The sequence below is a fragment of the Flavobacterium tructae genome (genome assembly GCF_001853485.1).
Classification (GTDB): domain Bacteria; phylum Bacteroidota; class Bacteroidia; order Flavobacteriales; family Flavobacteriaceae; genus Flavobacterium; species Flavobacterium tructae.
Window position 1 is genome coordinate 1 of sequence record NZ_MIKE01000008.1, and the last position, 25,703, is coordinate 25,703.

Annotated in this window: 7 protein-coding genes; 1 reads left to right on the forward strand and 6 read right to left on the reverse strand. The window is 38.3% G+C overall.

Going from position 1 to position 25,703, the window contains the following annotated elements:
- Positions 1–677: response regulator transcription factor (locus tag BHE19_RS02040; protein WP_070905751.1), on the forward strand; the 677-nt coding region annotated here is incomplete at its 5' end.
- A 388-nt stretch (positions 678–1,065) separates the two neighbouring features.
- Here BHE19_RS02040 and BHE19_RS02045 read toward each other — a convergent pair.
- The 6 genes from BHE19_RS02045 to BHE19_RS02070 all read right to left on the reverse strand — a co-directional run.
- Positions 1,066–1,827 carry a ThiF family adenylyltransferase gene (locus tag BHE19_RS02045; protein ID WP_017498831.1) on the reverse strand — a complete coding sequence of 254 codons (762 nt, stop codon included), beginning with the start codon at positions 1,825–1,827 and terminating at the stop codon, positions 1,066–1,068.
- Between the two features lie 286 nt (positions 1,828–2,113).
- Positions 2,114–5,422 carry a non-ribosomal peptide synthetase gene (locus tag BHE19_RS02050; RefSeq protein WP_070905752.1) on the reverse strand — a complete coding sequence of 1,103 codons (3,309 nt, stop codon included), beginning with the start codon at positions 5,420–5,422 and terminating at the stop codon, positions 2,114–2,116.
- Between the two features lie 108 nt (positions 5,423–5,530).
- Positions 5,531–8,839: a non-ribosomal peptide synthetase gene (locus BHE19_RS02055; RefSeq protein ID WP_070905753.1), complete on the reverse strand. Its 3,309-nt coding sequence runs from the start codon at positions 8,837–8,839 to the stop codon at positions 5,531–5,533.
- A 237-nt stretch (positions 8,840–9,076) separates the two neighbouring features.
- Entirely contained in the window at positions 9,077–15,502 is a 6,426-nt protein-coding gene (locus tag BHE19_RS22935; RefSeq protein WP_070905754.1) for a non-ribosomal peptide synthetase, read from the reverse strand.
- 323 nt (positions 15,503–15,825) lie between these two features.
- Positions 15,826–25,167 (reverse strand): non-ribosomal peptide synthetase, encoded by a 9,342-nt coding sequence (locus tag BHE19_RS02065; protein ID WP_070905755.1) that lies wholly within the window; start codon positions 25,165–25,167, stop codon positions 15,826–15,828.
- Positions 25,168–25,344: 177 nt separating this feature from the next.
- Positions 25,345–25,703 (reverse strand): antitermination protein NusG (locus BHE19_RS02070; RefSeq protein ID WP_070905756.1); only part of this gene is annotated, 359 nt, incomplete at its 5' end.

The window sequence follows — 25,703 nt, forward strand, 5'->3', positions numbered from 1 at the left end:
ATTTAGAACTGGTCAAAGCATTTGCCAGAACAACTTACAGTAGTATTTATATTATTGATTACGAAAAAAAAGGGTTTGAGTATGTATCCGAAAATCCATTATTCTTGTGTGATCACACTCCGGCAGAGGTTCAGGAACTCGGATATGCCTTTTATTTTAAGTATGTGGTCAAAGAAGATCTGGATTTATTACTAAAAATCAACACCATAGGTTTTGACTTCTATCAAAATATTCCTGTAGAAGAACGCCTGAATCATACGATTTCCTATGACTTTAGATTGAAGAATCCTAACGGAAAGACTTTTTTAGTGAATCAAAAACTGACTCCTGTTTTCCTGACCAATGATGGGAAAATCTGGAAATCGATTTGTATTATCTCACTTTCTTCTGAATTGCAGTCGGGGAATATTAAAATTTATAAAAAGGGAGAAAATAAGATCTTCAGTTATGATCTTGAGGGGGATTTTTGGAAGGTGCTGAAAAAGATAGAACTGACCAGTCGTGAGAAAGAGGTTTTGCAGTATTCTATAAGGGGTTTTACCATTGCCAACATGGCCGAAAGTATGTTTGTATCGGCTGATACGATTAAGTTTCACAAAAGAAAGTTGTTCACCAAACTGGGGGTAGGAAATATTGCTGAAGCCATCGCTTATGCCACCAGTAATAAACTGATATAATATTCTTTTATTCTTATAAAAACTATGTTTCTATGCGTGGAGTATTTTCACGCAGATCTTGCAGATTTACTAATCTTTTTAATCCGTTAATCTGTGCGTAGTTTAAACACATAGAAACATAGTTTTACAGCCTAAAATAAGGCGTTTCACTTTTAATAAAACGCAGAGCGTTATAATAGAGCAATGTGTTTCTATGAGACACTCTTTACTCTTTACTCTTTACTAATCCTTTTAATCCGTTAATCTGTGGCTATGCCTTAAACACATAGAAACATAGATTCTCTGGGTAAAATTAAGACGTTTCACAATTTATATTTCACATCTAACACTCCAAAAATCTATGTCTCTACACGGTAAATTATCATTGCTAAAAGCCCAAAAAGGGATTTTATAAATCTTCATCTATGATTGCGGATAAGTAAAACTCAGGGAATTTTTTGAATTTTTTACCGGTCGCAATATTAAAAAGCAAATGAGTACACAGAGCCGCTACCGACCATGATGCAATGGCCATTTGTGGCGGTGACTGACAGCCCTTTTCGATTTTGTATTTTTCAATAATACTGTCCATCCATTTTTGCGGATTTCCCCAAAATCTCAAATAACTTGAAGCGTAATCCATCATAGTCGATTCATTGAATTCTTCTTCTCCATTTGCCAGTGCGTTTAAAAGAAGGCCATCTCTGGCAATAACAGTTACCAGACTTCCCCATCCGATATTATAAGGATGCAGCACCGGAATGTCTAACTTTTGACAAGCGGTATCGAATATCAGCGGTACCGGAGAAGAAAAGTCCAGCGTATTAATTGCCGCTTTGTGACCTTTAATATGATCCCCTATGTTTTCGACCGTCAGGAAAAAATCAATGCAATTGATTTCTGCATTTTTATTGATTGATTTCAATCGTCTTGCCAAAGCATCTACTTTGTTAGAATCGATATCATCTTCTGTATAGTTCTGTCTGCTCAAATTAGACCGCTCTACCTGATCACCATCTACAATAGTGATTTTTTCAAAACCAAAACGCAGCGCACATTCCGCAATTACGCTTCCAATACCGCTTCCTGCCAGCAAAATTGGAAAATCTTTTATAATCTCTTGTTCTTCATCGCTTAGATAAAGTTTATTCTTTGAATAACGATCATCCATAGTATTATTTTTTATTCAAAATTAAACAGAAACAACCAGTACCCATTTAACCTAAAGGGTAGTTTTTACCGTTTGAACCCCCAGTATCACTGATTTAATCACCTTAAAAACCATTACAAACTGTAAATCAACGCACTAGGCACAAAACAGAAAAAACAATTAAAATCACTTCAGTCAAAAAACAATTGAAATACAGCAAATTACAATAGCTGTAAAACAAAAAAACAGTTACAAGAATACTCCTGTAACTGTTTTTTTATACTCTTTTTTTAGATGAACTGTAGCTCTAAAAAACCAATTCTTCCCCAACAACAGAAGGAATCAACTGTTGTTTGTTTAAAATTTGTATGGATTCTATGTAACCGGCCAAATTGGTAATTGTCGGCTCTTTGTACAATTCCTTAAGTTCAATTTTAATATTGAATTCTTTCTGAATCTTAGAAATTACCTGAGTGGCTTTCAGACTGTGTCCGCCAAGCGCAAAAAAGATATCACTTACTCCTATTTTCGTTTTTTGTAAAACTTCCTCCCAGATGGCAACAAGCTTTTCTTCTATTTCATTCGAAGGAGCCACATATTCCTGTTGGATAACATCCTCTGTGCTTACTGATGGTAATGCTTTTTTGTCGATCTTTCCATTGGGTGTCAGAGGGAATTTATCCAAGAACACATAATAACTTGGCAGCATGTATTCGGGTAATTCTCTCGAAAGTGATTGACGAAGCTGTTGTTTGTCAATAGCTGCAGTACTTACCAGATAACTTACAATTACAGGATCGCCATTTACAGTTGCCGTGATGACCACACACTGATCGATATCTTCCTGAGACTGCAATACCTGCTCGATTTCTCCGAGCTCGATACGATGTCCTCTGATTTTAACCTGACTGTCTTTTCGGCCAATGTAAGCGATGGTACCGTCAGGCAGCCATTTGCCCAAATCACCTGTTTTATAAAGTTTAGTAGTATCGTTAAATGGATTTGTAATAAACTTTTCGGCGGTGAGTTCCGGTTGGTACAAATACCCTCTGGACAAGCCATCACCTGAGATACAGATTTCTCCAATTACCCCCACAGGCTGCAAGGCCAGCTCTTCTGAAAGGACATAGAACTGGGTGTTGTCCAGTGCTTTTCCAATAGGTACGGAATTTTCGTAAGTCCCTTCTACTCGGTAATAACTGCTGTAGGTGGTGTCTTCTGATGGTCCGTACAGGTTTCTAATGGCGATGCCGGAATCTGTAAAATGGTTGGCTATACTTACCGGAAACGCTTCTCCGGCAAGGTTAATTCCAACAGCATTCTCAAAGGTGGTTCCTTTTTCGATCAGGGTATGAATTACGGAAGGCACGGTATTGATTAGTACGTTTTTGTCGCTCTGAATATAATCTCCTATCGATAATCCATTAGCCAGTAAACGTATTTGTTTTCCTATGCTTAAAGGATAGAAAAATTCGTAAACGGACAGATCAAAACAATGTGAGGTTACGGCGTATAAAATATCAAAATCGGCATCACTAAATTCTCTTTGCGACCAGCATAACATCGCCACAGCGTTCTGATGGGTGATCATGACTCCTTTTGGTTTTCCTGTGGATCCTGAGGTGTAAATGATGTACCCCAGGTGCTCAGAACTGAAAGTAATCTGCGGAAGAGATTTTGATATGGATTCTGCTTGTCTAAAGGCTTCTAAAAGACTGTCGTCTATGGTGATTTTACATTTACTGTCTTGCTCAATATACTCAATTCTTTGCGCCGGATAGTTGGGATCGATCGGAACGTAAGCACATCCTGATTTTAAAACCGCCAATAAGGCAATAGGCAACCACTCGCTACGGCCCAGTTTTACGCCTACTAAATCTTCTATGGCTAAGTTGTAATGGCTTAACAGGTAGTGTGATAATTCATTAGAAACCTCATCCAGTTCTTTATAGGTAAAACTTTTTGTATCGGTTAGTAGAGCGATTTGCTCCGGTGTTTTCTTCGCCTGATTAACAAATAAGTCAACCATAGTGTGATCCTTAGGATACTCTACTGCTGTGTTGTTAAAATCCTCTAGCAATTGTGTGGTCTCGGCTTCGCTCAGGTAGTTAAGCGTGGCTACTTTTTGCTCCGGATTTTGAATGGCTTTGGTTAAAAAAGTATCTAAATGATTCGCTAAACAAGCTACAAATTCTGATTCATAAATATCAGTATTGTATTCGATGTATAGGCCTAGTTCTCCCTGATATTCTGCGAAAGCAAAGGTTAAATCAAATTTGCTGAAGGGCCTCTTCAACTGCTTGTAGGATGTTATTTCAACACCATTTATAGTTAGATTTTCAGACGCCAATAATTCCCGTTGATTTTGAAATACCACTAAAACATCAAACAAAACCGAACGGCTTAAATCTCTTTTAAGATCAAGCGCTTCTACCAAACTATCAAAAGGATAATCCTCGTGAGAATAGGCTTTTAATAAGGTTTCTTTTTGTATCTTCAGTAACTCTTCAAAACTTGTTTTTTCTTCAAATGTGGTTCGAATGGCCAGCGTATTTAAATACAACCCAACCTGGTTTTCCAAATCACTGTGTTTTCTTCCCGCTATCGGTGTTCCCAAAATGATGTCCCTGTTGTTGGCATATCTGGACAGTACTCCATTTATTCCTGCCATTAAAAGCATAAAAAGTGTTACCCCATTCTGCTGTGCATGAGTGTTAAACTGAGTGGTAATTTCTTTTGAGAAGGAATGTTTTATCCCTGAACCGTTATACGTTTTAAGCTTCGGTCTTACTTTATTGGAAGGCAGTTCCAAAACCGGCAAATCTCCTGAAAATGTCTCTAGCCATACCGCTTTAGATTTTTCCAACATGGCTTGCCTCGACGGGCTGTTTTGCCATTCTGAATAATCTTTGTACTGAATAGGTAAGTCCGATAATACAATCTCACTTCCTATCACCAATCCATTATAAATGGTTATAAATTCTTTACTCAATATCCCCATCGACCAGCCATCGCCAATAATATGATGCATATTGAGCATTAGAATATGATGATCTGTAGCTGTCTTTACGATCTCTCCTATAAAAAGAGGTCCTTTTTCTAAATCAAAAGCATGTCTTTGAAGTGTATTAGCATGATTGCTCAAAACTTCAGCTGTAGCATTATTTAAATCTGTAAACTGTAAAGCTTCACTGTATTGAGCCATCGGAACAATATACTGTCCCAAATTACCCTGATCATCTTCCTTAAAAACGGTACGTAAGCTCTCATGTCTCTTCACTAAAATTTGAAAGGCTTCGGCTAATTTTTCAAATTCCAACACTCCTTTAAACTCAAAGGCATTAAATAGGTTATAGGCTGAATTACCCGTCTCAAACTGACTTAAGGTCCATAAACGGTGCTGAGACGAAGTAAGCGCATAAGATTCTTTTATGGCAGCTTTGGGAATAGACTCTGAAGATGAAAGTAATTTGGTCAGTTCGTTTTTATGTGCTTTAATCTCTTCAATAATTTCAGGAGTTAAAGCCCCCTTCGGAGCAGTAATTTTCAAATCCCCATTTTCAACCCGAAGTCTGATATTGAAGGATTGTAACGTATGTAGTAAATTTTTTATCACGATATCATTTTTTAAATAGATTAAAAAGCATCTCTGTTTTTCAGAATCATTATATTCTCATCTCACTAGTTAGCATCAAAAAATACTATCGGCTGAATTGAGATAACTTTATATCATAATTTCATCCAAATCATCAACCGACTCTCCGGCCAATTCATTCTGAAACACAATAAATTTCAGTTTTTCCGAAACTCCAATAACATTCTGAGTTTCATACAAATCCTCAATAGAAAATCTCGTATCAAAAGCCTTGTTTATTCTGTTGATTAAAACGGTAGCTTTTAAACTGTTCCCTCCCAATTCAAAGAAATTATCCGTAATGCCAATTTTCTCCAATTTTAGAATGTCTTCCCATATGGCTACCAGTTTTTCTTCGATTTCATTGGTCGGAGCCACATATTCTTGTTGGATGACATCCTCTGTGCTTACTGATGGTAATGCTTTTTTATCGATCTTACCGTTGGGTGTCAGAGGGAATTTATCTAAAAACACATAAAAGCTCGGTAACATATATTCCGGTAATTCTCTCGAAAGTGACTGACGAAGCTGTTGTTTGTCAATAGTTGCAGTGCTTACCAGATAACTCACTATCACTGGGTCTCCATTTACCGTTGCAGTAACTACCACACACTGATCGATATCTTCCTGTGATTGTAATACCTGCTCGATTTCTCCGAGTTCAATACGATGTCCTCTGATTTTAACCTGACTGTCTTTTCGGCCAATGTAAGCGATGGTACCGTCAGGCAGCCATTTACCCAAATCGCCTGTTTTGTAGAGCTTTGTGTTCTCGTTAAAAGGGTTAGTAATAAACTTTTCTGCGGTGAGTTCAGGCTGATACAAATACCCTCTGGACAAACCGTCTCCTGAGATACAGATTTCTCCAATTACACCCACAGGCTGCAATGCCAGCTCTTCTGAGAGTACATAAAACTGGGTGTTGTCCAGTGCTTTTCCAATAGGTACGGAATTTTCGTAAGTCCCTTCTACTCTGTAATAACTGCTGTAGGTGGTGTCTTCTGATGGTCCGTAAAGGTTTCTAATGGCGATGCCGGAATCTGCAAAATGGTTGGCGATACTCACTGGGAATGCTTCTCCGGCAAGGTTGATTCCAACAGCATTTTCAAAGGTGGTTCCTTTTTCGATCAGGGTATGAATTACCGATGGCACGGTATTGATCAGTACGTTTTTGTCGCTCTGGATATAATCTCCTATCGATAATCCATTGGCCAGTAAACGTATTTGTTTTCCGATGCTTAAAGGATAGAAAAATTCATAAACAGACAAATCAAAACAATGTGAGGTTACGGCGTATAAAGTATCAAAATCGGTATCACTAAATTCTCTCTGCGACCAGCATAACATGGCTACAGCGTTCTGGTGGGTGATCATGACTCCTTTTGGTTTTCCTGTGGATCCCGAGGTATAAATGATGTAACCCAGGTGCTCTGAACTGAAAGAAATCTGCGGCAATGATTTTGATATGAATTCTGCTTGTTTAAAACTTTCGATAAAGCTATCGTCTATGGTTATTTTACATTTACTGTCTTGTTCGATGTACTCAATTCTTTGCGCTGGATAGTTGGGATCGATCGGAACGTAAGCACATCCTGATTTTAAAACGGCCAATAAAGCAATAGGCAGCCACTCGCTACGGCCCAGTTTTACGCCTACTAAATCTTCTACTGCTAAGTTGTAATTGCTTAACAGGTAGTGTGAAAGCTCGTTAGAAATCTCATCGAGTTCTTTGTAAGTAAAACTTTTTGTATCGGTCACCAGAGCGATCTGCTCCGGGGTTTTCTTCGCCTGACTGACAAATAAGTCAACCATAGTGTGATCCTTAGGATACGCTACTACTGTGTTGTTAAAATCCTCTAGCAATTGTGTGGTTTCGGTTTCGCTCAAGTAGTTGAGTGTAGCTACTTTTTGCTCCGGATTTTGAATGGCTTTGGTTAAAAAGTTTTCTAAATGAGCCGCTAATCGCACTACAAATTCTGATTCATAAATATCAGTATTGTATTCGAAATCTAAAGCCATTTCTCCCTGATATTCTGAAAAAGCAAAGGTTAAATCAAATTTACTAAATGACTTTTTCAGATTTTTATAAGGTTTTATTTCAACACCGTTTATGGTTAAACTTTCAGACCCTAACAATTCCTGCTGATTTTGAAATACCACTAAAACATCAAACAAAACCGAACGGCTTAAATCTCTTTTAAGATCAAGCGCTTCTACCAAACTGTCTAAAGGATAGTCCTGATGCGAATAGGCATTGAGCAGGGTTTCTTTTTGTAGGGTCAGTAACTCTTCAAAACTTGCTGTTGCTTCAAATGTGGTTCGAATGGCCAGGGTATTTAAATATAACCCAACCTGATTTTCCAGATCACTGTGTTCTCTTCCGGCTACGGGAGTACCTAAAATAATGTCTCTGCTGTTGGTATATCTGGACAGTAATCCATTTATTCCTGCCATTAAAACCATAAAAGGAGTTACGCCATTTTGCTGGGCATAAGTGTTAAGTGCGGTGGTACTCTCCTTTGAGAAAGAATGTTTTATGCCTGAACCGTTATACGTTTTAAATTTGGGTCTTACTTTATTGGAAGGTAGTTCCAAAACCGGCAAATCCCCTGAGAATGTCTCTAACCATAAAGCTTTGGATTTTTCCAGCACTGCCTGTCTGGACGGGCTGTTTTGCCATTCTGAATAATCTTTGTACTGAATAGGCAAGTCTGGTAATACGATCTCATTTCCTATAACCAATCCATTATAAATGGTTACAAATTCTTTACTCAATACCCCCATCGACCAGCCATCGCCAATAATGTGATGCATATTGAGCATTAGAATATGATGATCTGCAGTTGTCTTTACGATCTCTCCTATAAAAAGAGGTCCTTTTTCTAAATCAAAAGCATGTCTTTGAAGTGTATTAATATGATTGCTAAGGACTTCAGCTGTGGCATTACTTAAATCTCTAAACTGCAAAGCTCCAGTGTATTGAGCGGCCGAAACAATATACTGTCCCAGATTCCCTTGTTTATCTTCTTTGAAAACGGTACGTAAACTCTCATGTCTTTCTACCAAAATTTGAAAGGCTTCGGCTAATTTTTCAAATTCCAGCGCTCCTATAAATTCAAATGCAGCAAATAAGTTATAGGCCGAGTTACCGCTCTCAAATTGGCTTAAAGTCCACAAACGATATTGTGAAGAAGTAAGTGCATAAGATTCTTTTATCGCTGCGTTTGGAATTGATTCTGACGATGACAACAAGGTAATAAATCTATTTTTATGGATCTTAATCTCCTCAATAATTTCAGGAGTTAAAGTCCCCTTTGGAGCATTAATTTTCAAATCGCCGTTTTCTACCCGAAGTCTGATATTTAAGTTTTCTAATGTATGTATTAAGTTCTCTATCATGATATTATTTTTAAAGTAAACTTTAGCAGTGCATACTCCATTTTTAGAATGACTGCACAATTGTATTAGTAAAATGGTGATAAGTGATCATTTATTTTGTTCTGTAAACTCTGATTCATTTCGGTTTTAATCAAGATAGCACGACTGTAAAGTGTAATCCTGCTTAAGCTATAAAATGAAACTCGCGATTAGATTTTATAGTAAACCGTTGGGGTAAAAAATAGTAAACACTATAAATTATATCAATATCTCATCCAGATCATCAGCTGTTTCTACAGTTAATTCATTTTGAAACAGAATAAATTTTAATTTCCTGAAAACCCCTGTGATGTCTTGAGTCTCATATAAGTCCTGAATAGTAAGTCTTGTATCAAAAGCTCTGTTTATTCTGTTGATTAAAACGGAAGCTGTTAAACTGTTCCCTCCCAATTCAAAGAAATTATTGGTGATTCCTATTTTCTCTCGTTTTAGAATGTCTTGCCATATGGCTACCAGTTTTTCTTCGATTTCATTGGTCGGAGCCACATATTCCTGTTGGATAACATCCTCTGTACTTACCGATGGCAATGCTTTTTTGTCGATCTTACCGTTGGGTGTCAGTGGAAATTTATCTAAGAACACATAAAAGCTCGGTAACATATATTCCGGTAATTCTCTCGAAAGTGATTGACGAAGCTGTTGTTTGTCAATAGTTGCAGTGCTTACCAGATAACTAACAATGACCGGATCGCCATTTACGGTTGCCGTGATGACCACACACTGATCGATATCTTCCTGTGATTGTAATACCTGCTCGATTTCTCCGAGTTCAATACGATGTCCTCTGATTTTAACCTGACTGTCTTTTCGGCCAATGTAAGCGATGGTACCGTCAGGCAGCCATTTGCCTAAATCGCCTGTTTTGTAGAGCTTTGTGTTCTCGTTAAAAGGGTTAGTAATAAACTTTTCTGCGGTGAGTTCCGGTTGGTACAAATATCCTCTGGACAAGCCATCTCCTGAGATACAGATTTCTCCGATTACACCCACAGGCTGCAATGCCAGCTCTTCTGAAAGGACATAGAACTGAGTGTTGTCCAGTGCTTTTCCAATAGGCACGGAATTTTCGTAAGTTCCTTCTACTCGGTAATAACTGCTGTAGGTAGTGTCTTCTGATGGTCCGTACAGGTTTCTAATGGCGATGCCGGAGTCTGTAAAATGATTGGCTATGCTCACCGGGAATGCCTCTCCGGCAAGGTTAATTCCAACAGCATTCTCAAAGGTGGTTCCTTTCTCAATCAGGGTATGAATTACCGAAGGCACGGTATTGATTAGTACGTTTTTGTCACTCTGGATATAATCTCCTATCGATAATCCATTGGCCAGTAAACGTATTTGTTTTCCGATACTTAAAGGATAGAAAAATTCATAAACGGACAGATCAAAACAATGTGAGGTTACGGCGTATAAAATATCAAAATCGGTATCGCTAAATTCTCTTTGCGACCAGCATAACATGGCCACAGCGTTCTGATGAGTGATCATGACTCCTTTTGGTTTTCCTGTAGATCCTGAAGTATAAATGATGTAACCCAGGTGCTCTGAACTGAAAGAGATCTGCGGCAATGATTTTGATATGAATTCTGCTTGTTTAAAACTTTCGATAAAACTATCGTCTATAGTGATTTTACATTTACTGTCTTGTTCGATGTACTCAATTCTTTGCGCCGGATAGTTCGGATCGATCGGAACGTAAGCGCATCCTGATTTTAAAACGGCCAATAAAGCAATAGGCAACCACTCACTGCGGCCCAGTTTTACACCTACTAAATCTTCTACTGCTAAGTTGTAATTACTTAACAGGTAGTGTGATAATTCATTAGAAACCTCATCGAGTTCTTTGTAGGTAAAACTTTTTGTATCGGTTACTAGAGCAATCTGCTCCGGGGTTTTCTTCGCCTGATTGACAAATAAGTCAACCATAGTGTGATCCTTAGAATAATCTACTGCTGTATCGTTAAAATCCTGTAACAATTGTGTGGTCTCAGCTTCACTCAGGTAGTTAAGCGTGGCTACTTTTTGCTCCGGATTTTGGATGGCTTTGGTTAAAAAGTTTTCTAAATGAGCCGCCAGTCGCACTACAAATTCTGATTCATAAATATCAGTATTGTATTCGATATGAAGGTTCAGCTCTCCTTGTTGTTCGGAGAAAATAAAGCTTAAATCGAATTGACTGACTTTTCTCGGATTGGCTTTATAAGGTTTTAAGGTTAAACTTTCTATTTGTTCTGCATTTGAGCCAAATAAATCCTGTTGATTTTGCAAAACTACCAGTACATCAAAGAGTGCTGATCGGCTTGTATCGCGTCCTAAACCTAGTTGCTCTACCAGATTGTCCAGCGGATATTCCTGATGGGAATAAGCGTCAAGCAGGGTTTCTTTTTGTATTTGAAGCAGGGTTTCAAAATCTGCTGTTTCTTCAAAACGGGTTCGAATGGCCAGAGTGTTGAGATAAAGTCCTATTTGATTTTCCAGATCACTGTGTTCTCTTCCCGCAATTGGTGTTCCTAAAATAAGGTCTCTGGTGTTGGTGTATCTCGAGAGTAGTCCGTTTATTGCTGCCATCAGGGTCATAAAAAGACTGCTGTTGTGTTGCTCTGAGAATGTTTTCAGGTTAACACTTGCTTCTTTACTGAAATTATGGGTGATGGAATCTCCGGCATAAGTTTTTATTCTTGGTCGTATTTTCTCTGTCGGTAACTCCAGCACCGGAAGGTTACCGCTAAAGATATCCAGCCAGTAGGCTTCTGATTTTTTTAGTTTAACGGTTTGTTCTTCACTTCTCATCCAGATAGCATAGTCTTTATATTGTATGCTTAGCTCCGGAAGACTAATGGTTTTATTTTGGGTTAAATGATCGTAAATGGTGATAAGTTCCTGACTTAAAATTCCCATAGACCAGCCATCACTGATAATATGGTGCATGTTGAAAAGTAACAGGTGTTTGTTTTCTGATCGTCTGATGAGTTTCAGATTGACCAAAGGGGCTTTCTCTAAATCAAATTGATGCTGATAGCTTTGGATAATTCTTTCTTCTACTATTGCCTGTTGATTTTCAACGCTAGTAAAATCTTCATAATCTACTTTGAAGTCAATGTCTTTGGCATCGATTACAAATTGACGCACTTCTCCCTGATCGTCTCTTTTGAAATAGGTTCTTAGGGTTTCATGTCTGGCTATAAGAAGGTTAAATGCTTCTGTTAATTGCGCTGTGTTTAAATTTCCTTCTACTTCAAACGAACCGGGAATGTTGTAGGCCTGACTGCCGCCTTCAAACTGACTCAGGATCCATAGTCGGTGCTGAGAGGAGCTTAAAACGTAGCTTTCCTGCTGCTCTGCTTTGGGTATGGCCGTGAAGGTTCCTTCCTCAAGTTTGCTGATGATTCCTGAAATCGTTGGATTCAAAAAGACGTCTTTTACGCTGATTTGATAGCCTAATTGTCGGTTGATTTTATTGGCTACTAAGATGACTTTCAGACTGTGTCCGCCCAATTCAAAGAAATTGTCTGTGGTTCCTATGGTTTTTATGCCCAATATTTCTTCCCAGATTCCGGCGAGTTGTTTCTCTAAAACGGTCTCCGGAGCGGTATATTCCTGTTGAATCTTGTCGTTTGCATCCACTTTAGGCAATGCTTTTAGATCCACTTTACCATGGGAGGTCAATGCAATGGCGTCTAATTGTACATAGTACCCCGGAAGCATATAATCCGGTAAATATTGGCTCAATTGGGCACGAAGTTCTTGTTTGTCAAGTTCTTTTTCTCCTACCACATAGGCTACTATTGCGGGTTCTGTCTCTATGTTTTGTACGGTTACAACACACTGACTGACGCTGTCTTGTGTTAATAAGGCATGTTCGATTTCACCGAGTTCTATTCGGTGGCCTCTTACTTTTACCTGTTGGTCTTTTCTACCTGTGAGTTCGATGCTGCCATCGGGTAACCATCGGCCCAGATCGCCTGTTTTGTAGAGTCTGGCTCCTGCAATTAAGGGATGGGCGATGAATTTTTCTTCGGTGAGTTCTGCATTGTTCAGGTATCCTCTGGACAGGCTGTTTCCGGAGATGCAGAGTTCTCCAAATACACCGATGGGCTGCAATTCCAGGTTATCGGACAGAATATAGATCTGGCTGTCTTTTAAGGGTTTGCCAATTGAAACAAGATTTCTTTGCAGATCGCTTTGTTCTACTCTTCCCATAACAGCACTAATAGTAGCTTCTGTTGGGCCGTACTTGTTGTAGAAGTCGGCTATTTTAATCATTTTTTCGGCCAGATTTTTTGGGCATACTTCTCCTGCTGCAACGATTCTTTTCAGGGTCTTGCAGGCAGAAAGGTGCTCTAAATGTGACAAATAACCCGGGGTGGCATGCAGGTGGGTTACCCTGTGTTCTTTCAATAGGTTTATAAAGTCGGTCGGATCAATGATACGCTCTTTTGATGCGCCTATCAGGGTGGCTCCGCTAAGCAGAGCCAAAAAGATCTGTTCCATCGACGCATCAAAGGCGTTGTTGGAGAATTGTACGATACGATCGGACGCATCAAACCCGAATTCTTCTTTTTGGTTTAGAATATAATTCACCAAACTTTTGTGCTCGATCATTACGCCTTTGGGCTGTCCTGTGGAACCTGAGGTATAAATGACATACATAAGGTTCTCCGGAGTCAAAGAAATAACAGGTAATGTGGTTGGATAATTGTCCTGACGGGAGATGAAATTCGCCAATAACTTCTCGTCAATAACAACTTTACAGGCACTGTCTTGCTCGATATAAGCAATTCTTTGCTCCGGATACCCCGGATCTATAGGAACATAAACACCGCCGGTTTTCAATACGGCTAAAAGTGAGGTGTAAATCCACTCGCTGCGCTCTAATTTTACAGCAATAAGGTCTTCTGTTTTTATCTCATACTCCTTCAATAAATAATGGGCCAACTGGCTGGAAAGCTCATCTAGTTCTTTGTAAGTTAATGATCTGTTTTCAAAAACTACTGCTACGGCATCAGGGGTTTGCCCGGCTTGCTGCTCGAACATTTCAACGGCTGTAGTTTCTACTAGTGCTTCTGCTTTTGAAGTGCTAAAATCTTCCAAAAGGATCGCTTTCTCTGAGCTTGAAATGTAATCAATACTGGCTACTTCTTGATTCGGATTTTGGATTCCTTTCCTTAAAAAACTATCCAAATGAGAAGCCAGACGCATTACAAAATCCAATTCATAAATATCAGTATTGTAATCTATTACCAAGGACAATTGGTCTTGTTTTTCTGAAAAAGAAAAGTTTAAATCAAACTTACTAACTGACTTTTCCTGATTTTTATAAGGTGTTATTTCAAGACCGTTTAGTACTAACCCCTGAGATGTTAATAACTCTTCCTGGTTTTGAAATACCACTAAAACATCAAACAAAACTGATCGGCTTAAGTCTCTTTTCAGATTAAGCGCTTCGACCAAACTGTCGAAAGGATAGTCCTGATGGGAATAAGCTTTTAATAAGGTTTCTTTTTGTACCGTTAGTAATTCTTCAAAACTTGCTGTTGCTTCAAAAGTGGTTCGAATGGCCAGCGTATTCAAATACAACCCAACCTGATTTTCGAGATCACCATGTTTTCTTCCTGCTACCGGAGTTCCTAAAATAATATCTCTGGTATTGGCATACCTGGAAAGTATTCCGTTTATTCCGGCCATTAAAAGCATAAAAAGTGTCACGCCATTTTGCTGGGCATAGGCATTAAGCGCAGTAGTACTCTCTTTTGAAAAAAAATGATATACTCCTGAACCGTTATAAGTTTTAAAATTAGGCCTTGTCCTGTCGGACGGCAATTCTAAAACCGGTAAATCTCCTGAGAATGTCTCTAACCATGCGGCTTTGGATTTTTCCAATATTGCTTGTCTGGACGGGCTGTTTTGCCATTCTGAATAATCTTTGTACTGAATAGGCAAATCGGGTAATATGATCTCGTTTCCTATGGCCAGTTCATTGTAAATGGCCATAAACTCTTTACTCAATATTCCCATCGACCAGCCATCGCCAATAATATGATGCATATTAAGCATTAGAATATGATGATCTGTGGCTGTCTTTACAATCTCTCCTAAAAAAAGTGGCCCTTTTTCTAAGTCAAAAGTATGCCTTTGAAGTGCATTAGCATGATTGCTTAAGGCTTCAGTCGTGGCATTATTTAAATCTGTAAATTGTAAAACCCCACTGTACTGGGCAAAAGGGATGATATACTGTCCCAAAACTCCTTGTTCATCTTCTTTAAAAACGGTACGCAAACTCTCATGTCGTTCCATTAAAATCTTAAAAGTCTGATTTAGCTTTTCAAAATTTAATGCGCCTTTAAATTCATAGGCATCAAAAATATTATAAGCCGAATTACCTCCTTCAAACTGACTTAAAGTCCATAGCTGCTGTTGGGGCGAAGTAAGTGCATATGATTCTTTTATCGCAGCTTTTGGGATAGACTCTGAAGATGAAAGTAGTTTGATCAACTCATTTTTACAGGCTTTAATACTTGCAATAATTTCAGGAGTCAAAGCACCTTTCGGAGCATTAATTTTCAGATCTCCATTTTCTATCCGAAGTCTGATATTTAAGGATTGTAACGTTTGTATTAGATTCTTTATCATGATATGATTTTTAAAGTAGGTTGGAATGCTTATATGATTTTTTTAAAACATACCACTATCTGTCTCAATAGTTGGAAGCCAAATGCACCTACCTGCTGAGCATAATTAATTTTAAAAAATAGAAACACTCTTTTTTCTGGAAAAGGTCTACGTCCTTAAAACGTATATAGTAATACAGTGAATTATACTCATAAATCGAGCATATTAGATGTTGCAAAAAAAAGCATGGCTATTAAAATACAGCCATGCTTAAGCTATAAAATGAAACTCGCGATTAGATTTTATAGTAAACCGTTGGGGTAAAAAATAGTAAACACTATAAATTATATCAATATCTCATCCAGGTCATCAGCCGTCTCTACAGCTAATTCATTTTGAAATAGAATAAATTTTAATTTCCTGGAAACTCCTGTGATATCTTGAGTTTTGTATAAATCCTGAATTGAAAGTCTTGTATCAAAAGCTCTGTTTATTTTGTTGATTAAAACGGTAGCTTTTAAACTGTTCCCTCCCAATTCAAAGAAATTATCCGTAATGCCAATTTTCTCCAGTTTTAGAATGTCTTGCCATATTTCTACCAATTTTTTTTCGATTTCATTGGTCGGAGCCACATATTCCTGTTGGATGACATCCTCAGTGCTTACTGATGGTAATGCTTTTTTGTCGATCTTACCATTGGGTGTCAGAGGGAATTTGTTTAAAAACACATAAAAGCTCGGTAACATATATTCCGGTAATTCTCTCGAAAGTGACTGACGAAGCTGTTGTTTGTCAATAGTTGCGGTACTCACCAGATAACTTACAATTACAGGATCGCCATTTACGGTTGCCGTGATGACCACACACTGATCGATATCTTCCTGAGATTGTAGTACCTGCTCGATTTCACCCAATTCAATACGATGTCCTCTGATTTTAACCTGACTGTCTTTTCGGCCTATGTAAGCGATGGTGCCGTCAGGCAGCCATTTGCCCAAATCACCTGTTTTGTACAATTTAGTAGTATCGTTAAATGGGTTTTTGATAAACTTTTCCACGGTGAGTTCCGGTTGGTACAAATACCCTCTGGACAAACCATCACCTGAGATACAGATTTCTCCAATAACTCCCACAGGCTGCAATGCCAGCTCTTCTGAGAGTACATAAAACTGGGTGTTGTCCAGTGCTTTTCCAATAGGCACGGAATTTTCGTAAGTCCCTTCTACTCTGTAATAACTGCTGTAGGTGGTGTCTTCTGATGGTCCGTACAGGTTTCTAATGGCGATGCCGGAATCTGTAAAATGGTTGGCGATACTTACCGGAAACGCTTCTCCGGCAAGGTTGATTCCAACAGCATTCTCAAAAGTGGTTCCTTTTTCGATCAGGGTATGAATTACCGATGGCACGGTATTGATTAGTACGTTTTTGTCACTCTGGATATAATCTCCTATCGATAATCCATTGGCCAGTAAACGTATTTGTTTTCCTATGCTTAAAGGATAGAAAAATTCGTAAACGGACAGATCAAAACAATGTGAGGTTACGGCGTATAAAATATCAAAATCGGTATCGCTAAATTCTCTTTGCGACCAGCATAACATGGCCACAGCGTTCTGATGAGTGATCATGACTCCTTTTGGTTTTCCTGTAGATCCTGAAGTATAAATGATGTAACCCAGGTGCTCTGAACTGAAAGAGATCTGCGGAAGAGATTTTGATATGGATTCTGCTTGTCTGAAAGCTTCTAAAAGACTGTCGTCTATGGTGATTTTGCATTTACTGTCTTGCTCAATATACTCAATTCTTTGCGCCGGATAGTTGGGATCGATCGGAACGTAAGCGCATCCTGATTTTAAAACGGCCAATAAGGCAATAGGCAGCCACTCGCTACGGCCCAGTTTTACACCTACCAAATCTTCTACGGCTAAGTTGTAATTACTTAACAGGTAGTGCGATAATTCATTAGAAACCTCATCGAGTTCTTTATAGGTAAAACTTTTTGTATCGGTTACTAAAGCGATCTGCTCCGGTGTTTTTTTGGCCTGATTGACAAATAAGTCAACCATGGTATGATCCTTAGGATACGCTACTGTTGTGTCGTTAAAATCCTCCAGCAATTGTGTGGTCTCAGCTTCACTCAGGTAATTGAGTGTGGCTACTTTTTGCTCCGGATTTTGGATGGCTTTGGTTAAAAAGTTTTCTAAATGAGCCGCTAGTCGTACCACAAATTCTGATTCATAAATATCAGTATTGTATTCGATGTGTAGGCTTAGTTCTCCTTGTTGTTCAGAGAAAACAAAGCTTAAATCGAATTGACTTACTTTTCTTGGATTGGCTTTGTAAGGTTTTAAGGTTAAACTTTCTATTTGTTCTGCATTTGAGTCAAATAAATCCTGTTGATTTTGTAAAACTACCAGTACATCAAAGAGTGCTGATCGGCTTGTATCTCTACCTAAACCTAGTTGTTCCACCAGATTGTCCAGCGGATATTCCTGATGGGAATAGGCATCGAGCAGGGTTTCTTTTTGTATTTGCAGCAAGGTTTCAAAATCTGCTGTTTCTTCAAAACGGGTTCGAATGGCCAGGGTGTTCAGATAAAGTCCGATTTGATTTTCCAGATCACTGTGCTCTCTTCCGGCAATTGGTGTCCCTAAAATAAGGTCTCTGGTATTGGTGTATCTCGAGAGTAATCCATTTATTGCTGCCATCAGGGTCATAAAAAGACTGCTGTTGTGTTGCTCTGAGAATGTTTTCAGGGTAACACTTGCTTCTTTGGTAAAATTATGGGTGATGGAATCTCCGGCATAGGTTTTTATTCTTGGTCGTATTTTCTCTGTCGGAAGTTCTAATACAGGCAGGTTACCGCTAAAGATATCCAGCCAGTAGACTTCTGATTTTTTTAGTTTACTGATTTGTTCTTCACTTCTCATCCAGGTGGCATAGTCTTTATATTGTATGCTTAGCTCCGGAAGATTAATGGTTTTATTTTGGGTTAAATGATCGTAAATCGTGATAAGTTCCTGGCTTAAAATTCCCATAGACCAGCCATCACTGATAATATGGTGCATGTTGAAAAGTAACAGGTGTTTGTTTTCTGATTGTCTGATGAGTTTCAGATTGACCAAAGGAGCTTTCTCTAAATCAAATTGATGCTGATAGCTTTGGAGAATTCTTTCTTCTACTATTGCCTGCTGATTTTCAACATTAGTAAAATCTTCATAATCTACTTTGAAGTCAATGTCTTTGGCATCGATTACAAATTGACGCACTTCTCCTTCTTCATTTCGTTTGAAGTAAGTTCTTAGGGTTTCATGTCTGGCAATAAGAAGGTTGAAAGCTTCTGTTAATTGCGCTGTGTTTAAATTTCCTTCTAATTCAAACGAACCGGGAATGTTGTAGGCCTGACTTCCACCTTCAAACTGGCTTAATATCCATAAGCGGTGCTGAGAAGAGCTTAAAACGTAGCTTTCCTGCTGCTCTGCTTTGGGTATAGCCGTGAAGGTTCCTTCCTCAAGTTTGCTGATGATTCCTGAAATCGTTGGATTCAAAAAGACGTCTTTTACGCTGATCTGATAGCCTAATTGTCGGTTGATTTTATTGGCTACCAAAATCACTTTCAGACTGTGTCCGCCCAATTCAAAGAAATTGTCTGTGGTTCCAATGGTTTTTATACCCAGTATTTCTTCCCAGATTGCAGCGAGCTGTTTCTCTAAAACGGTCACCGGAGCGGTATATTCTTGTTGAATCTTGTCGTTTACATCTACTTTAGGCAATGCTTTTAGATCCACTTTACCGTGGGAGGTTAATGCAATGGCGTCTAATTGCACATAGTACCCCGGAAGCATATAATCGGGTAAATATTGGCTCAATTGGACACGAAGTTCTTGTTTATCAAGTTCTTTTTCTCCCACCACATAGGCTACTATTGCGGGTTCTGTCTCTATGTTTTGTACGGTTACAACACACTGACTGATACTGTCTTGTGTTAATAAGGCGTGTTCGATTTCACCGAGTTCTATTCGGTGGCCTCTTACTTTTACCTGTTGGTCTTTTCTACCTGTGAGTTCTATGCTGCCGTCGGGTAGCCATCGGCCCAGATCACCTGTTTTGTAGAGTCTGGCTCCTGCAATGAAAGGATGGGCGATGAATTTTTCTTCGGTGAGTTCAGGGTTGTTCAGGTATCCTCTGGACAGGCTGTTTCCTGATATACAGAGTTCTCCAAATACACCGATGGGCTGTAATTCCAGGTTATCGGACAGGATATAGATCTGGCTGTCTTTTAAGGGTTTGCCAATTGAAACAAGGTTTCTTTGCAGATCGCTCTGCTCTACTCTTCCCATAACAGCACTAATGGTAGCTTCTGTTGGGCCGTACTTGTTGTAGAAGTCGGCTATTTTGATCATTTTTTCGACCAGATTTTTTGGGCATACTTCTCCTGCTGCAACGATTCTTTTCAGGGTCTTGCAGGCAGAAAGGTGCTCTAAATGTGACAAATAACCTGGGGTGGCATGCAGGTGGGTTACACTATGTTCTTTCAATAGGTTTATAAAATCGGTTGGATCAATGATACGCTCTTTTGATGCGCCTATCAGGGTGGCTCCGCTAAGCAAAGCCAAAAAGATCTGTTCCATTGACGCATCAAAGGCGTTGTTGGAGAATTGTACGATACGATCGGACGCATCAAACCCGAATTCTTCTTTTTGATTTAGGATGTAGTTCACCAAACTTTTGTGCTCGATCATTACTCCTTTGGGCTGTCCTGTGGAACCTGAGGTATAAATGACATACATGAGGTTCTCCGGAGTCAAAGAAATAACAGGTAATGTGATTGGATAATTGTCCTGACGGGAGATGAAATTCGCCAATAACTTCTCGTCAATAACAACTTTACAGGCACTGTCTTGCTCGATATAAGCAATTCTTTGCTCCGGATAACCCGGATCTATAGGGACATAAACACCGCCGGTTTTCAATACGGCCAAAAGGGAGGTGTAAATCCACTCGCTGCGTTCTAATTTTACAGCAATAAGGTCTTCTGTTTTTATCTCATACTCCTTCAATAAATAATGGGCCAACTGGCTGGAAAGCTCATTGAGTTCTCTGTAAGTCAGCGATCTGTTTTCAAAAACTACCGCTACGGCATCAGGGGTTTGCCCGGCTTGCTGTTCGAACATTTCAACGGCTGTAGCCTCTACTAGTGCTTCTGATTTTGAAGTGCTAAAATCTTCCAAAAGGATCGCTTTCTCTGAGCTTGAAATGTAATCCAAACTTGCCAGTGATTGCGCAGGGTTTTCAACAAGAGCCTCTAAAACTTTAAGGTAAGCTTTCAGTACACGTTTCATTGTGGCATACTTAAAGATCCCTGCATTGTAATCCCATTCTACCGAAATTCTTCTGTCCGGTTTATTATCTGTTAAAGAATCTATTTGCTCATATACGGTATTGACAACAACACTAATATCAAATCGTGATGTTTTATTATGCCCGTTCAAAATTTCGATGTCCGCATCCAGCAAAGACATGCTTTGTACCGGAACGTTCACAAAACTAAACATGTATTGAAATAACGGATGCAGATTTAAACTCCTTTCCGGATTTATTCTTTCTACTACTTTTCCAAAAGGGGTATCATCATAAGAATAAGCATCCAGGCAGGTTTCTTTCACCTCGTTAAGTACCTCTGCTAAGGAATTTTCATTGTTAAACGTAGTACGTAATGCGATCGTATTTACAATCATACCTAAAACTTCCTGAAATTCTTTATAACGTCTGTTGGCAACTGCTGTCCCCACAGAAATATCGGTTTGATTGCTAAATTTATGCAGCACTATTTTAAAGGCTGCGAGCATTGTGATAAATAATGATACGTCTTGTTTTTCGGAAAACTGACGTAGTTTTTCGGAAAAATCTAATGAAAATACATGCTCTATAGTACCGCCTTTTTTCACAGTAGTTTCCTCTCTTTCGAAATCTAAAGGCAACAACAATCCGTTAGAAAAACCTTCAAATTTGTTTTCCCAATAATCCAATTTTTCGCTGATAACACTTTCGTTCAGACTATTTCTTTCCCAATAAGCATAGTCTTTAAAAGTAACTTCAGGCTTCTCTGCCACAAAATCAGGATCTCTTTTTAATTCATTATAAATATCAACGAAATCTCTAAACAAGATTCCCTGAGTCCATCCGTCTAAAATTAAATGGTGCTCACAAAATACGAGTACACTTTCCTGATCGGAGAACTTTAATAATTCTATTCTAAAAAGCGGTCCTTCTTCAATTTCAAAAGCACGGCTCTCTATTCTTTCCAGACTATCGGCAATTACTTTTTCTTTATTTTCTTTATTTTTTATTCCAGTATAATCTACAACCGGAATGGTATATCCAAATGGAGGTAGTATTTTTTGATAAGGCTTACCTTCCTGATTCACAAAAACAGTTCTTAAAATCTCATGTTTTTTGATCAGTTTCGCAAACGTTTCTTCGAGTGCGGCAACCTCAACAAAACCTTTTAATTTCATGGCTCTTGATACGTGATAAGAAGTATCGGCACTATTCAGCTGATTTAAAAACCATAATCTTTCTTGTGAAAAAGACAACGGGTACAACTCCTGCTCAGGAGCTTTAATATTTTGAACTTCTTTTTTGTTTAAAGTAGGAACCAGTTCACTGATTTCTTTGATAGTAGGAGATTTGTAAAAATCTCTTAACGACAATTCAATTCCTTTTTGATCACGTAAACTGCTTATAAACTGATTGGCCAATAAAGAGTGCCCTCCTAATTCGAAAAAACTCACGTTTACATCAACCTGATCAAGGCGTAATAATTCCTGCCAGATTGAAGCGATCTCTTTTTCTTCGGGTGTTACCGGTAATTGAACTGCTTCTGCAATGTTTATAGTTTTAGGTTCCGGTAAACTCTTAATATCAATTTTTCCGTTAGGAATTAAAGGAATAGCATCTAAGATTACAAAATGCGTCGGAATCATAAATTCCGGTAAATGAGCTTTTAAATCAATTACTAAAGAAGATATATTGATAAAAGACTCGTTGGCTACTAAATAGGCAATCAGAATAGGCATTCCTCCCACTTCGTTAATACACACATAACTGTCTACCACATATGCATTTACTTTTTGTATGGCCTGTTCTATTTCTCCTACTTCAATACGATATCCTTTGTAACTAAGCTGACTGTCTTTTCTGCCATAAAAAATCAAATTATTGTCTAAGCTCCACTTTCCTAAATCTCCGGTTTTGTAGATACGCTCTCCATTTATATGGACAAAAGCATTATCTGTCAATTCTTTTTTATTGAGATAAGAAACTGCCAAACCTAAACCAGAAAGTCCAATTTCTCCAATGGCACCTTTGGGTAATATTTTTGTTCCGTCTAACAGGTATACTCCTCTATTGGTAATTGGTTTCCCGATAGGAAATGAAGTATCTGTTTCATTCACTTTATAATAGGTCGCACATACTGTACTTTCTGTAGGACCATAGGTATTGTAGATATCATAACTGGCTGTAAGCTGATCTACCTGGTGTGGTTTTAACGTATCGCCTCCACTAATAATAGTTTTAAATTTAAAATTGTAATTTTTATGGTTGTCATTAAGATACTGAAGCACAAAAGGATTCGTACTCAATAAAGTAATTCCAAAACGCTCGCAATCTTTCAGTAATTCATTAAAATCTTTTGTATCATGAGCAATCACTAAATTCCCTCCTACCGATAAAATCGGGAAAATTTCTTCTACAGAAGTATCAAAAGCAGTAGAAGCCTGCTGTAATACAATATCTTCTTCAGTAAGATTAAAATAAGTACCGAATGTAAGCACATAATCGTATAAAGAAGCATGATTGATAACAACACCTTTAGCGTCTCCTGTTGAACCGGAAGTATAAATAATATAAGCTTCATCTTCAGGTTTCAAAGCAACAGGAATATAGTTTTCCGCTATTTTATGCTCTTCCGGAATACGATCTATATTGTATTCTTTGTCTTCTGAAATAGAATTGGAAAATGAATCTGTTAAGATAAAACCTAAGCCGGCATCTTTTATAATATAGTGTTTTCTTTCCTCCGGATATGCATTATCAATAGGTACATAAACAGCTCCCGTTTTTAAGGCTGCCAAAATTCCAATAATACTTTTCTCAGATCTCGAAAGCATCACCCCTACCTTATCTCCTTTTTTAACGCCGTTGGACTGTAAATAGGAAGCTATGATATTAGCACGTGCATCAAGGGTTTCATAAGTTAAAAAATTAGTTTGACAAGAAACCGCTGTTTTTGAACTATAGCCCGCTACCGCAGCATTCCAAAGATTTAAGAAAGTCTGTTCCGGTCTTTTTACAACAGGTCCTTTTGAAATCGCTTGTATTTCTTCTAACTGTTCCTTACTCGAAATTTCAATCTCGGCTATAGCAGTATGATTGGTCTGCTGTAATTCTGTCAATACTTTTCTGAAAGAGGCAATCAACTGATTGGCTTCAAATTTTGACACATATTTTTCATTGATATCAAATCTAAAACTAAGATCTCCGTTGATCCCTTCAAAAACGTGAATAGAAATAGGATCTTCTTCACTGTCATTAGACAATGGATGTATGCTGGCTTTATTCCCCGAAAATTCAGATTCGTATTGCATACGCTCGTATGACAATCGTACATCATAAAGCTTTGAGGTTTCCTGTGGCAGATTTCGCAGGATATCGGCCTGCTGAAAACGCTGATGCCTGTAACAGGTAAAAAGTGTGGTTCTGATTTCTTTTATAAAATCGCTTACAGATGCTGTTGTTTCTAACGTCAGTTTTAACGGTAACATGCTCAAAAACGGTCCGAAAGTATTTTTCTCGGCAGCATTTTTTCGGTTCAAAATAGGCATCCCTAAATTGACTTCTTCTCTGTTGTAATATTTAGACAATACAATAGAGAAACAGCCCAGGAGTAAATGAAAAATACTCAGTCTTTCTGTTTTTACAAACGACCATAAGGCTTCGTTCTCTTCCTCTGTAAGTGCAATTTCGATATTACAGTGGCCTGCTGATTTATTGGTACCCGTGTAGATCAAAGAAGGCAGATCTTCGTAACGGCCTAACCAGAAGTTTTTATCAATAGAAAAATCTTCCGAAGCTCTGTACGCATTGTCTAATGCGATAAAAGATTCGTAAGACAATTTGTTTTTTCCGATACATAAATCATCATACACCACAGTGGTGCCCAATTGCTCGTAAATTCGTTTTACTTTATTGAACAATAACTGAAATGAAAAACCGTCAGAAATGATATGGTGAAGTTTAGAATACCAGATATACGATTCAGGAGCCACTTTAATAAGCCACATTTTGTACAGCTGTTTGTCCTTTTCGATATCAAAAGGAATTACAAAATCTTTCCCGATCATCTCAATCGCTTTTGATTCTTCCCAATCTTCGATACAAGTCAAGGCCAAATCACTGTTTGCTTCCTGAATGGAATATACAGGAAAACCACTCTTTTCTTCAAAAACAAAAGAAAAAATATCGTTTTCTTTAATCAGAATATTGAATGCTTTTTTAAAACGCTCCACATCAACACTTCCGTTAATAAATGCATAACCGCCAATATTGTATTTTGGTGATTCATTGTCAAGTATCTGATCAAGCCAGATATATTTCTGAACATTTGTGACATTATTTTTCATAAGTCTGCTTTTTATAATTTGAATAAATACTGAAAACGTAAGGTTATCGTACCATTTTGATTTGTAGTATGGATAAAAACAACCACCCCCCGATTTCACTACAGAAGGTAATTGATAGTATAGTAAGATTTATAGGGTGTTTTTCCTTTGAGAACAAGGAAATGTGGAGTTTAAAACCTATGCCTTTGCAAAAACGTTTTCTTCCGGATTGGATAAATACGACAAAGGTATTATGGCTGATATATTCTGGCGCAATGAACTTAATCGTACGCTGATTCTGTGCTGATTGTCAACTCTGAAAACTTCGCATTCCAAACCTGATAGTTCGCCATGTTCGATTTTAAGTTTATCGCCTATTTTTGGCAGTGCCGATTCGACTTGAACATCGGTGATGTCTTTTCCCTGGGTGAAGAGTTTGATATAAGCGATTTCTTCTTCGGAAACTTTGCCGTATTCTTTGCCGAAAGACAAGTAGGAACAACCGCTCTCTACATTTAAAGCATCATGAAAGTCTTTGTTGTTTCTAATGTTTACAA